The sequence below is a fragment of the Acinetobacter sp. IK40 genome (assembly GCF_035615075.1).
In the GTDB taxonomy this organism is placed as follows: domain Bacteria; phylum Pseudomonadota; class Gammaproteobacteria; order Pseudomonadales; family Moraxellaceae; genus Acinetobacter; species Acinetobacter courvalinii.
This window is the reverse complement of record NZ_JANBOE010000009.1, coordinates 12,203-24,082: the sequence shown is the minus strand read 5'-3', so window position 1 is coordinate 24,082 and position 11,880 is coordinate 12,203. Positions and strand designations below refer to the sequence as shown.

Sequence of the window (11,880 nt, the reverse complement as noted above, 5' to 3'; positions counted from 1 at the left end):
TTGGAGAGAAAGAATGGCGAAAAAAATATTGAAATTATCGAGTCTGGCTTTGTTATCCATGACGGCCATCGGCATGAGCCAGAATATCTGGGCTGAAAGAACCACCTTACCTATTTTAAAAACAGCGGCGAGTGCGCAATGGTGTGATGCCAACTTAGAAAAATTACAACAGCGTATTGCTCAACTTGAAAAACAAACAGTAAAACAGCAGTCTAATGCCGCACCAGTCTTGGCTGAGTGGGATCAACTGATGGCAAGTTTTGAAGATTTTGCCGGACCGATCAGCTTATATAGCAATGTCGATCCGGATGCGAAATTGCGTAAAGCTGCCGAAGATTGTGAAGTCAAATTGAACCAGCTGCAAACTGAAATTTATCAGAATCCGAAACTGTATCAGCGCATTAAAAATACCACGGCAGCAGATGCCATTGATCGCAAATATCGTCAGGACATCCTCGATGCCTTTGAAGATACCGGTGTGCAATTAGCCCCTGAGAAGCGCGCTCGGGTGAAAACGATTTTTGATGAATTAACCAAACTCTCGCAAGAGTTCTCCCGCAATATCCGGGATAATCCGGAAAAACTGGAATTTACCCCTGCAGAATTAAAGGGCTTACCTGACAGTTATATTGCAGGGTTAAAGAAAAATGACAAAGGTAATTATTTATTAGGCTTTGAATATCCTGAATATCAGCCTTTCATGGAGCTGGCAGACAGCGATGCTGCCCGTAAGCGTTATCAAACCGCCTTTACCCGTCGTGGTACGGAAAAGAATCTGGTTTTATTGAAACAGATTATCGACTTGCGTTATGAACTGGCACAGCTGTTTGGTCAGGCAAGTTATGCTGATCTGGCCTTAAAAAAACGCATGGCAAAAACACCAAAAACCGTGAATAGCTTCTTGACGGATGTACATAAAGTGGTGGCACCGCTCGAGCAAAAAGAAGTAGAAGAACTACGGGCGTTTAAAGCCAAAACATTAAACATCGCTTTGGACAAGGCTGACATCAATCGTTGGAATGTAGGGTATTGGAGTGAAAAGTTGCGTAAAGCTAAATACCAGATTGATCAGGAAAAACTGCGTGATTATTTTCCAACTTTAGCGGCGCAAAAATGGTTATTTGCGATTTCTTCCGATCTGTATGGCATTGAATTTAAACCCGCCAAAGTTGATACATGGCAGGATGAAGTTGAATATTACGATGTGACAGACAAGAAAACCGGCGAAGTGCTGGGTGGCCTGTATATGGATAAATTCCCGCGTGAAGGCAAATATGGCCATGCAGCGGTGTGGGGCGTCTATGGTGGCAGTACTTTAAGCAAGCGTAAACCGATTTCTGTACTGGTGACCAATTTTAACCGCAAAGGTTTAAATAGTGATGAGCTTGAAACTTTTGTGCATGAGTTTGGTCACGCCTTACATGGCATCTTGTCGAAAACGCGTTATTCGGGCCAGTCAGGAACCTCGGTAGAGCGTGATTTTGTTGAAGCGCCTTCACAAATGTATGAGGAATGGGCTCGCCGTAAAGAGACCTTAGCTAAAGTGGCGGATTATTGTGATCCAGCTTGTCCACGCGTCGATGATGCCCTGATTGCCCGTTTGAAATCGGTCCATAATTATGGACGTGGTATGCGTTATGCACGTCAGACCCTGTATGCACAATACGACATGGCTTTACATGGTGCCGATGCCTTGAAAGTCCAGCCGATGGATGTCTGGAAGAAAATGGAGTCAGTCACGGCATTAGGCTATGTACCCACTACCGAATTTCCAGGTCAGTTTGGGCATTTGATGGGCTATCAGGCTGGCTACTATGGTTATATGTGGTCTGAAGTACTGGCGCTGGACATGTTGTCTGCTTTTGGGAACAACCTGAACAATCCCGTTGTCGGCCAACGTTATCGTCAAACCATTCTGTCACAAGGCAGCCAAAAGGATGCAGCTCAACTGGTGAAAGACTTCTTAGGTCGAGAGCCTGAGAACAAAGCATTTTTTAATGAAATTACTGGTCAACGGGTCAAATAAGGATTTGCCATTATGCTTGCTTATGTCGTGCGTAGACTATGGCAAATGATCCCGACCATGTTGGGTGTTATTTTGCTGATTTTCTTTTTATTTAACTGGGTGGGGGGCGATCCTGCATATATTCTGGCAGGAAAGATGTCTAACCCGGAGCAAATTGAAAACATCCGCAAACAGTTGGGCGTAGATCAACCTTACTACGTACAGCTATGGATTTTTATCAAGCAGATTCTGAGCTTTGATTATGGTGTCAGCTGGAGTACCGGTGAATCGGTCTCACAGATTATTCTGACCCGTTTAGGGCCATCACTGACGCTATTGATTCCACTGACGATTTTACAAACCGTAATTTCAATTATCTTGGCACTGGCTGTTGCTTCCGTGCGTGGCTCGCTGACAGACCGTATGGTGATGATGCTGTGTACCATTGGCATGTCGATCAGTATTCTGGTGTATATCATTGTTTTCCAGTATGTTTTGGCCTATCAGCTCAGCTGGTTTCCGGTGCAGGGATGGAGTGATCATTTCAGTGAAAACCTGTTTCAATATGCCTTATTACCGATCCTGATTATGCTGGTGGTAAGTATTGCACCGACCTTGCGGCTGTATCGCAGTTTTGTGCTGGATGAGATTCATCAGGATTATGTACGTACTGCCCGTGCCAAAGGTGTGGGCGAATCGCGTGTACTGGGTGTGCATGTGCTACGTAACGCGTCCATTCCGATTGTGACCGAAGTCATGGCAAGTTTACCGGCTTTGTTAATTGGTGCCTTCCTGATTGAGCGTTTTTTTGGCATCCCGGGCATTGGACGGGAAATCATTATTGCGGTAGAGCGTAGCGATTTTCCAGTGATCAAGGCAATTACGGTCTATATCGCTGCAATGACCATGATTTTTAACCTGATCGCCGATCTGATTTATAAGCTCCTCGATCCTCGTGTTCAGTTGAAGTAGAGGAGAGCACAATGCTAAGTACAATTTTTAAAAGCAAAGCATCTTCTGATGAATCCACGGCTGCAACAGGATTATGGCAACTGGCATTAAAGCGACTGAAATCAGATCGTATTGCGGTAGTTTCCTTTATTGTCGTGCTGTTTTATTTCATCCTGCTGGCCTTATCCATGACCGGTGTGATTGCATCGGACTGGAATAAGGAAGTGGCGGTCAGTTATGCACCACCAACGTTTTTAGGCGCCGATGCCGATGCCTCGTCAACTGGGGAAGCGGCGAAGCTTAACGAAACGCTACCAGAAAATCCGGTAGACCCCTTAAAAGATGTCATCCGCCAGCTCAACAGCGAGATCCAGAATGAACAGCAAAGTGGCTACATCGATCATTATGGTGTGGTTGATCCTTTGGCGGAAGATATACAGCAAATTGATCAGCAACTGGGTGGGCATTTGCTTGAACAAAAGCAGGAGTTAAAAACCACCTTGCCATTTGGGGCCGATAAATGGGGGCAGGATATTCTATTGAAAACCATTAAAGGGGCGGAAACGTCGATTCTGGTTGGTTTGTTGTCGGCGCTGCTGGCTGTGGTGATCGGGACTTTTCTGGGGGCAATTGCAGGTTATTTTGGCGGTTGGGTCGATGATATTCTGAACTGGTTTTATAACATTTTTACCTCGATTCCTTATTTGTTGCTGGTTCTGGCGATTGCCGCAGTACTCCAGCAAAAAGGCATTTTGTCGATTGTACTTATTCTTGGTTTGACGGGCTGGACTGGGGTATTTCGTCTGATTCGTGCTGAATATATGAAACACAAGTCGCGTGAATATGTGCTTGCTGCCAAGGCGATTGGTGTCAGTCATTTACGCCGTATGTTTGTGCATATCTTTCCTAATGTGAGTCATATTGCACTGGTACAGATTTCGATTCTGGTGGTGTCTTTTATCAAATCGGAAGTGATTCTGAGCTTCCTCGGTTTTGGTGTGCCTGTCGGTGTGGTGTCGTGGGGCAGTATGCTGAATGAAGCGCAAAGTGAACTGATTCTGGGGAAATGGTGGCAGCTGGCAGCAGCATCAATTGCAATGGCGATACTGGTCACGGCATTCTCGATGTTTACCGATGCTTTACGTGATGCACTGGATCCTAAGTTGAAATAGCGGAGTGAACAATATGCAACATCAGAATGAAATACCGCTATTACAGGTTGAACAGCTTCGGGTCAGCTTTAAAGGCGAAAATAAACAGTGGATTGAAACCGTGAAAGGAATTTCATTTTCGATCCCTAAAAATAAAACCGTGGCTTTGGTGGGTGAGTCCGGCAGCGGTAAATCAGTGACCTCACTGGCGGTGATGGGGCTATTGCCAAAAGGCCAGAGCCAGATTGTAGAACGCAGCCAGATCAAGTTTGAAGGCAAGGATTTACTGCACCTGTCAGCAGGTGAAATCCGAAAGATTTGTGGTAAAGACATTGCCATGATTTTTCAGGAACCCATGTCCTCATTAAATCCGGTATTTACGGTCGGTGATCAGATTGCCGAAGTGCTGCGTATTCATCTGGGCATGCGGCGCAAGGAGGCCAGAGCCCGGGTATTGGAATTGCTCCGGGAAGTCGGTATTCCTGCTCCTGAAACCAAGATTGATGCCTATCCAAGCCAGCTTTCGGGTGGACAGCAGCAACGGGTCATGATTGCGATGGCTATTGCCTGTGAACCGAAGCTTTTGATTGCGGATGAACCGACCACGGCTTTGGATGTCACCATTCAGAAACAGATCATTGATTTGCTGGAATCATTACGACAACGTCACCAGATGTCGATGTTGTTTATTACTCATGATCTGGCGCTGGTCGGGGAAATTGCCGATGAGGTGATTGTCATGCGGCATGGGGAAGTTCGGGAATGTGGTCCGGTTGAGCAAGTGCTGGAACGGCCACAGGATGTCTATACCAAAGCTTTGCTGCATTGCCGTCCGCAGTTGGCTTCACGACCTTACCGCTTACCTGTGACTAGTGACTTTATGAAACAGGAACATGGACAATGGGTTGAAGTGAGCCAGTTATCTGACCTGAATCTCAAACAACGTACTCGTGGTCTGAAGGGAGATGAACAGATTATTTTAGAGGTCAAAGACCTGAAAAAATCTTTTTATAGTCGTAAAGGCTTATGGGGACGAGAGGAGTTTCAGGCCGTGAAAGGGGTCTCCTTTCAACTGGCCAAAGGCAAAACATTAGGTTTGGTCGGTGAGTCGGGTTCGGGAAAAACCACCATCGGGTTGTTATTGATGCGCTTACACCAAGCCACTGGTGGACAGGCGCTGATTGGTGGTAAAGACATTCTGGCCATGAGTGAGAAAGAGTTTTGTCAGTACCAACGCAAGATCCAGATCATTTTCCAGAACCCTTATGCCTCACTCAATCCACGCTTTACCATTGGACAGATTTTACTGGAACCGATGCGGATTCATGGTATTGGTCAAAATGACACCGAGCGTAAGAAAATTGCCTTGGAATTATTAGAGCGTGTCAGCTTGCCTGTGCAGGCTTATGACCGTTATCCGCATGAGTTTTCTGGCGGGCAACGGCAACGGATTGCGATTGCGCGTTGCTTGACTTTAAAACCTGAAATCCTGATCTGTGACGAATCGGTCTCTGCACTGGATGTATCGGTGCAGGCGCAAGTGCTGAATTTATTGCAGGATCTACAGGATGAGTTTGGATTGAGCTATATCTTTATTTCACATGATTTATCGGTGGTGAAATATATTTCAGATCAGGTGATGGTGATGAATCATGGTGAACTGGTTGAAATCGCTAATTCGGATCAACTGTATTTGTATCCACAGCATGAATATACCAAGAAATTATTGAATGCAATTCCGCAAGGGATTGCCCATCATTAAAATCAAGTCATAAAAAAACGCTCTGATCAGAGCGTTTTTTTATTTCAAACTCAAGGATTAAAACTTTTTAAAGCCTTTGTTGAAACCAATGGTTTTACGACCATTGTTATTGTTGCTATTACCGCCTGAACGTTGCTGTGATTGATCTTGTTCATCATCACGGCGCTGTTGACGTAAATATCCACCACGACGTGCAGCCATCGGCTTGTCTGCCATACGTTCGGTACGACGTTTTGCCATACCGAATAGACCGGTCCCTTGACGTGGTTTTAACTCGACTGATTTAGCCAAATTGTCGATATCGGTTTTATCCAGTTCCATCCAGCGACCGGTACGTAATTCACGCGGTAAAATCACCGTGCCGTAACGGGTACGTAACAAGCGGCTGACTTTCAGGCTTTGTGATTCAAAGATACGACGTACTTCGCGGTTACGACCTTCTTTAACTACTACTTGATACCAGCGGTTGATGCCGTCACCACCAATTTCAGAGAAAGATTCAAATTTCGCCGGGCCATCTTCAAGCTCAACACCTTTGAGCATGTTGTTGCGAATTTGCGGTGTCACTTCACCCATGACACGAACCGCGTATTCACGCTCAACTTCGTTTGAAGGGTGCATTAAACGGTTGGCAAGTTCACCATCATTGGTGAATAGCAACAGACCTGTACTGTTGATGTCCAGACGACCCACCATGACCCAGCGGTCATTGGCAATTTGAGGTAAATGATCAAATACGGTTGGGCGTTTTTCAGGGTCATTGCGTGAGCAAATTTCACCTTCTGGCTTATAGTAAATCAACACACGACGACGGATTTCGTCTTCAATCTGGAACTGTACTTTACGACCATCGATACGAAGTTCATCACCTGGTTCGATACGTTCACCGACCTGGGCAATACGACCATTGATACTGACACGACCAGCAGCAATGACTTCCTCCATATAGCGACGCGAGCCGAGCCCGACTCTCGCTAAAACCTTTTGTAATTTTTCACTCATGACAGCACAACCTTAGACATAATGATCAACAGTTCACCTTCTCAAGACTTCGGCGCATGTGCATCGAGAGCCATGAATGCTTCCTTGGCGTTCTGCAGGGGAGGCAATTGACCTAGCGAAGCTAAACCAAAAGCATTTAAAAACTGGGGCGTTGTAATCAACAACGCAGGTCTTCCGGGTAAATCTCTGAAACCGGCTTCTTTAATCCAGTTCCAGTCAAAAAGTGTTCTTAAAATCTGGCTGTTATTAGAGACACCACGAATCTGCTCAATATCGGCACGTGTTACAGGTTGATGATAAGCAATCACTGCGACAGTTTCGAGTAATGAGGGTGATAACTTGGTCGGACGTTCTGGCCAGACTTGTGCAATGATATTGCGATATTTGGCGCGCACCTGAAAACGAAAGCCTTGTGCCGTTTCAATCAATTCAATCGAACGGCCATGCTGCAACATCGCCAGTTGCTGCACAAAGGTCCGCAATTGTTGCTTATTATATTGGTTTTGAAAGGCTTCTTTTAGACGGGCAATCGAAACTGGTGAGTCACTGGCGAACAGGATCGCTTCGATTTGTAATAAAACATCGTGGTGAATGTCTTCAAGTGACAGGCTTTCATTTTGTTCTAACTGTTCTAGACTCATGCGGCCACTCCCTGAATGGTCAACGGAGCTTCAATACCAGTATGAATAATCTGGATTTTTTGCTGGCGTGTGAGTTCAAGTACGGCCATAAAGGTCACCACCATCCCCATACGACCTTGCTGGGGATTTAATAATTCAATAAAACTCAACGCTTCACCTAATGCGAGCTGGCTTTCAATAAAGGCAATCCGTTCTTCTAGCAAGACGGGTTCTTGTGCCACCACATGCGTGATCGGTTCAGGGCGGTTAAATACACAGAACAAGGCATCATGTAAGGCGGCGACATCATAGCCTTCATAAATCGGTGCAATATGCCCCAGACTGACATTGGCACTAAAGGTATCACGCTCGAAGATCGGCATTTGTCCCAATCGTTCGGCAGCCTGTTTAATCCGTAAATAGGTTTCCAGACGGTCAATCAATTCCTGTTTTGGATCTTTTTCAAATTGATCGACAACCGCAGGTTTAGGCAATAACAGACGTGATTTCAGATCCGCCAGAAGCGCGGCCATCACCATATAATCCGCTGTCAGTTCGATATTCAACGATTTCATACTGTCCATATAAGACAGATACTGGGTGGCAATCGGTGAAATATCCACTTGTAATAAATCAAAGCCATTTTTTTGGATCAAGTAAATCAGGAAATCCAGTGGCCCTTCAAACTGTTCCAGTAAAATTTCAAACGCGGCGGGTGGAATATACAAATCTTCAGGTATGACTTCTTGCCACTCGTCAAGCACGCGAATGGAAGGAGTGGACTCCAAAGTTTGGGGGAGAATTTGGTTCATTACCGTTATAAGCCACGCGAATTTTCAAAAGCATGAAAAGATATAATTTTTGTGCAGGAAAGGCACATGCTACCAAGAGCAGGCTCATTCTACTCGAAAACCCGAATTTAATAAATTGCTGACTTACAAAAACCTTAAACTTCTCAGGGTATTTTTCCTATTTATGTAGGATCAGCTAGGTCAGCTAAAAAACTTATGCTTAAATGAGCAGCGAAAATCATGTTTGCTTCTTAATTATAAATTGCCATGAAAAAATATTTAAAAACGCAACAAAATCCGTTTGGACAAAGTGTTGGCTTTGCCATTGATCATCAGCCCTGTCTACCCATTGAGCAAAATCTGACGGGGCAATACGTTCAACTGCTTCATATTGACGGTGAAATTTCCGATCAGGCTGCCAGTGAAATCTGGCAGGCTGTAGAAACTGAGCCTGATGCGGCATGCTGGACCTATTTACCTTATTCTGCGCCAGAGAGCAAAGCACAACTAAAACAAAGCTTAGACGATTTATTTGGCTTTCAGGGTTCCACCCATTTTCTGATTGAAGTGGATGGCAAAGTTCAGGGCTGGATTGCGCTGTTGAACCCACGACTAAACTATGGGGCGATTGAAATCGGTAATGTGTACTACTCACATCAGATGAAAAAATCCAAAGCCTCGACTGAAACCATATTTTTACTGTTACAACAATGCTTCAAACAGGGCTTTAGACGGGTAGAGTGGAAATGTGATGACTGCAATGCACCCTCTAAAGCAGCGGCGTTACGCTTTGGGTTTCAATATGAGGGGCTATTTCGCCAAGACCGCATCACTAAAGGCCGTAACCGCAATACTGCATGGTTTTCAATCATTGATGAGGAGTGGCCGGCACTGCAACAAGGCTACTTACAGTGGTTAAATCCATCAAATTTTGATGTACAGGGATTCCAGAAACAGCGGTTATCAGACTTTTTTGAAATCTGAGTTGTTGTTCGTCGTTTTAATGAGAAATATTGCGGTATATCACTTCAATGAAAAGAAAAATAATTGTTGGCCTGATGCTGACCTTACCGGTTGTTCTGATCGGAAGTTTTTTTGTCTGGAACAATCCTTCTGTTCAAAAAGAACTGTTAAGGCAGTATTTAGGCAGATTGATCGTCAGCAAGATTAATCATCGCGCCAACCCGACGGCTTCGAAGTGGAACATGGATATTCACGCCGTTAATTCCTACCCGAAGATTAGGGTGAAGATGAAATTACGGGGTGAAGGCCATAACCCGGTCAGCGCTGCGCAGCTTCAGCAGCAAAGCTGTATCTTTCTAAAAAACTTTCAGACGCTTAAACAAAGCACAAGAACCAAGGTGTATGGGCTTTTAATTGAAGATCGGCTGTCATTTGAAATCGAAATTTTTAATATGTCTGGCCAGAAAATACAAAGTACTCAGCAAGTTCTGGCGCAATGTCCAAACTTTCCATATGCCTAAGATTTAGAGAGAGCGGGTGTCAGTCCTTATTCAAAAGCACTGACATCCCCGACACCACGACGCACAATTTCAGGATTCTCTCCTGATAGGTCGACAATACTGGTGGTTGATAAGGTTCCGAAACCACTGTCAATAAACACATCAATACGTTTACCCAACTGGTTTTCAATATCGTATGGATCATCTAGTGGGTCGTTCTGATCGGGCAAAATTAAAGTACTGGTCAGTAACGGTTCACCGAGTTCTTTTAATAGAGCTTGTGCAACAGGATTACTAGGAATACGTAGACCAATGGTTTTTTTCTTGGGATGCATTAAACGCTTGGGTACTTCGCTGGTTGCCGGCAAAATAAACGTGGTGACAGCAGGTGTATTATTTTTTAATAAACGATACATGGCATTATCGACTTTGGCATAGGTCGCAATGTCAGAGAGGTCACAGCACATAATGGCATATTGATGCTTTGGCCCCAGACCACGAATTTGCGCAATACGTTCCATCGCATTTTTATTTCCGATCTGACAACCGATGGCGTAGGCCGCATCGGTCGGATAAATCACCACATCCCCAGCACGAATACGTTCCACTGCTTGTGTGATTAAGCGTGCCTGTGGATTTTCGGGATGAATATGTAAATGCAACATCTTTGAACTCCCTGATCTATATGGCTAAATTGAGTATGAAGCGGGTTGCGGTCAAGTTGCAAGCATTAGATGTGACAATTTTGTCCTTTAATCAAGGTCTTCGCGTTTAAATTCATCGAGTTGTAACGGTCGGCCATGACGGGTACATAGACAGATGTAATGAATAAAATGCGCAGCATCGCGTGGTAACTTGGCTTCACCTGAAAAATAACGCTGTACTTGCATAAAGACATGATCTTTAAATTGCTGACCATTACCGCCATCGCCGGTCAAGTTATCTAAAGAGATACGGAACTTTCGGCCAAAAGCCTTTGCAAACAACCATTCAATGGCTTGTGGCTTGATTTCAACCTGCTCAAACAGCGCTTGCTGTTCAGCAGTTCGACCATCTGGCGCATACCAGTATCCCAGATCCGGGAGTAGGCGACGCTGTGCACCCGAGATGCTCCAGTGACTAATTTCATGCAGTGCACTATTAAAGAAACCATGGGCAAACTGGATTCTTGCAGGCTGACCATTTTCCGCCGGGAAATATTCTGGTTCAAAATCACCTTTAACTAGTGTGACATTATGGTGGGAAAACCAGTGATTAAAGTGTAAAATAAGCCAATCGACCTGTTCTGGTTCTGATATTAACTTTTGCCAAGATGAGCGTTGCACTTGATCTGGCGTTAATGCAGGAGCAGAGGTTGAATGGGTGCTTACAAGTAATGAAGTTGTTACTTCAAGTTGCGGCTGCAACAGGTGCATTGCTTAATTTACCCCGAGTTCTGTCTAAAGAAGTGCAAAATTGTATCTTAATCTTTGACAGAGTACCGATGAATTTGTAGAATTGCCGCCTTAATTATGTCAGCAAATACCTTTCCGGCACAGATTGAGCCGTTTAAATGGGCTGAACAGGGCTTTACATGGTCAGGCACACTGCCATTGTCTCGCTTTGCTCGTATCGCTCGTGAAGCTGTTGGATCAATTAATGATCGATTGATCAACGTAGACTGTAAGCTATCAATGGATGCATATCATCGCATTGTATGGCTGGATGGACGTATTGAAACGAAAGTTCCAATGGAATGCCAGCGTTGTCTGGATACTGTTGAAACTGAACTTGTTTCAGATTTTCATTTGGCCTTGATCGATGATGAGTCACTGATAGAGCGCTTGGATGAGGATGCTGATTTCATCGTTTTAGGTGAAAGCGAGTCTTCGAAAAAAGGTGATTTTGATACACCTGCTTCGATTGATTTGCTCGCACTACTAGAAGATGAACTGTTATTGTTGATGCCTTTATCTCCCAAGCATGATGTTTGTGAGCATAAGCATCGACCTGCCATTCAGGACGTTGTCGAAGAGAAACGGGATAACCCGTTTGATGTTTTGGCAAGTTTGAAGGGTAAACTTAACTCATAATTTGTGATATAATGTTGAGTTAAGACAACTGAATTTGTTTCTGATCCATTTTTTCGATCTTTG

The 11,880-nt window shown here is 44.5% G+C and carries 12 protein-coding genes; 7 read left to right on the top strand and 5 right to left on the bottom strand.

The window, feature by feature from the left end:
• The first annotated feature begins 13 nt into the window (after positions 1-13).
• The 4 genes from MSG93_RS15465 to MSG93_RS15450 are packed head-to-tail and all read left to right on the top strand — an operon-like array spanning position 14 to position 5,869.
• The gene (locus tag MSG93_RS15465) at positions 14-2,026 is read left to right on the top strand and encodes a M3 family metallopeptidase (protein WP_324622413.1); all 2,013 of its coding nucleotides are present in this window, start codon (positions 14-16) and stop codon (positions 2,024-2,026) included.
• Positions 2,027-2,038: 12 nt separating this feature from the next.
• Positions 2,039-2,977, top strand: coding sequence for an ABC transporter permease (locus tag MSG93_RS15460; protein ID WP_005229006.1), 939 nt, complete (start codon positions 2,039-2,041; stop codon positions 2,975-2,977).
• A gap of 11 nt (positions 2,978-2,988) precedes the next feature.
• On the top strand, positions 2,989-4,128 hold the full coding sequence (locus MSG93_RS15455) for an ABC transporter permease (RefSeq protein ID WP_324622412.1): 1,140 nt from the start codon (positions 2,989-2,991) through the stop codon (positions 4,126-4,128).
• A 13-nt stretch (positions 4,129-4,141) separates the two neighbouring features.
• Positions 4,142-5,869, top strand: coding sequence for an ABC transporter ATP-binding protein (locus MSG93_RS15450; protein ID WP_324622411.1), 1,728 nt, complete (start codon positions 4,142-4,144; stop codon positions 5,867-5,869).
• Positions 5,870-5,926: 57 nt separating this feature from the next.
• Here MSG93_RS15450 and rluB read toward each other — a convergent pair whose 3' ends face one another.
• From rluB to MSG93_RS15435, 3 genes are read right to left on the bottom strand one after another with little or no spacing between them, the layout of a single operon-like run.
• Positions 5,927-6,871: a 23S rRNA pseudouridine(2605) synthase RluB gene (gene rluB, locus MSG93_RS15445; RefSeq protein ID WP_005229009.1), complete on the bottom strand. Its 945-nt coding sequence runs from the start codon at positions 6,869-6,871 to the stop codon at positions 5,927-5,929.
• 41 nt (positions 6,872-6,912) lie between these two features.
• A complete protein-coding gene (scpB, locus tag MSG93_RS15440) occupies positions 6,913-7,512 on the bottom strand; it encodes an SMC-Scp complex subunit ScpB (protein WP_032867943.1) in 600 nt (199 codons plus the stop codon).
• Entirely contained in the window at positions 7,509-8,303 is a 795-nt protein-coding gene (locus MSG93_RS15435) for a segregation and condensation protein A (protein ID WP_199974340.1), read from the bottom strand. The genes scpB and MSG93_RS15435 overlap by 4 nt, the downstream gene beginning before the upstream one ends.
• A gap of 246 nt (positions 8,304-8,549) precedes the next feature.
• On the opposite strand from MSG93_RS15435, the gene MSG93_RS15430 reads away from it, so the two are divergent.
• Positions 8,550-9,266, top strand: a complete 717-nt coding sequence (locus MSG93_RS15430) for a GNAT family protein (RefSeq protein ID WP_324622410.1) — start codon at positions 8,550-8,552, stop codon at positions 9,264-9,266.
• Positions 9,267-9,313: 47 nt separating this feature from the next.
• Positions 9,314-9,766 (top strand): hypothetical protein, encoded by a 453-nt coding sequence (locus tag MSG93_RS15425; protein WP_312049595.1) that lies wholly within the window; start codon positions 9,314-9,316, stop codon positions 9,764-9,766.
• A gap of 26 nt (positions 9,767-9,792) precedes the next feature.
• Here MSG93_RS15425 and MSG93_RS15420 read toward each other — a convergent pair whose 3' ends face one another.
• Together MSG93_RS15420 and MSG93_RS15415 are read right to left on the bottom strand one after the other, a co-directional pair.
• On the bottom strand, positions 9,793-10,410 hold the full coding sequence (locus tag MSG93_RS15420; RefSeq protein ID WP_199974338.1) for an L-threonylcarbamoyladenylate synthase: 618 nt from the start codon (positions 10,408-10,410) through the stop codon (positions 9,793-9,795).
• Positions 10,411-10,497: 87 nt separating this feature from the next.
• Positions 10,498-11,160 (bottom strand): elongation factor P hydroxylase, encoded by a 663-nt coding sequence (locus tag MSG93_RS15415; RefSeq protein WP_324622409.1) that lies wholly within the window; start codon positions 11,158-11,160, stop codon positions 10,498-10,500.
• A 96-nt stretch (positions 11,161-11,256) separates the two neighbouring features.
• On the opposite strand from MSG93_RS15415, the gene MSG93_RS15410 reads away from it, so the two are divergent.
• The gene (locus MSG93_RS15410; RefSeq protein ID WP_005229015.1) at positions 11,257-11,817 is read left to right on the top strand and encodes a YceD family protein; all 561 of its coding nucleotides are present in this window, start codon (positions 11,257-11,259) and stop codon (positions 11,815-11,817) included.
• Positions 11,818-11,880: the final 63 nt, after the last annotated feature.

Excerpts from the sequence above, each read along its gene's own strand:
- MSG93_RS15465 (WP_324622413.1), top strand. The coding sequence starts at position 14 with ATGGCGAAAAAAATATTGAAATTATCGAGTCTGGCTTTGTTATCCATG.
- MSG93_RS15460 (WP_005229006.1), top strand. The coding sequence starts at position 2,039 with ATGCTTGCTTATGTCGTGCGTAGACTATGGCAAATGATCCCGACCATG.
- MSG93_RS15455 (WP_324622412.1), top strand. The coding sequence starts at position 2,989 with ATGCTAAGTACAATTTTTAAAAGCAAAGCATCTTCTGATGAATCCACG.
- MSG93_RS15450 (WP_324622411.1), top strand. The coding sequence starts at position 4,142 with ATGCAACATCAGAATGAAATACCGCTATTACAGGTTGAACAGCTTCGG.
- rluB (WP_005229009.1), bottom strand. The coding sequence starts at position 6,871 with ATGAGTGAAAAATTACAAAAGGTTTTAGCGAGAGTCGGGCTCGGCTCG.
- scpB (WP_032867943.1), bottom strand. The coding sequence starts at position 7,512 with ATGAGTCTAGAACAGTTAGAACAAAATGAAAGCCTGTCACTTGAAGAC.
- MSG93_RS15435 (WP_199974340.1), bottom strand. The coding sequence starts at position 8,303 with ATGAACCAAATTCTCCCCCAAACTTTGGAGTCCACTCCTTCCATTCGC.
- MSG93_RS15430 (WP_324622410.1), top strand. The coding sequence starts at position 8,550 with ATGAAAAAATATTTAAAAACGCAACAAAATCCGTTTGGACAAAGTGTT.
- MSG93_RS15425 (WP_312049595.1), top strand. The coding sequence starts at position 9,314 with ATGAAAAGAAAAATAATTGTTGGCCTGATGCTGACCTTACCGGTTGTT.
- MSG93_RS15420 (WP_199974338.1), bottom strand. The coding sequence starts at position 10,410 with ATGTTGCATTTACATATTCATCCCGAAAATCCACAGGCACGCTTAATC.
- MSG93_RS15415 (WP_324622409.1), bottom strand. The coding sequence starts at position 11,160 with ATGCACCTGTTGCAGCCGCAACTTGAAGTAACAACTTCATTACTTGTA.
- MSG93_RS15410 (WP_005229015.1), top strand. The coding sequence starts at position 11,257 with ATGTCAGCAAATACCTTTCCGGCACAGATTGAGCCGTTTAAATGGGCT.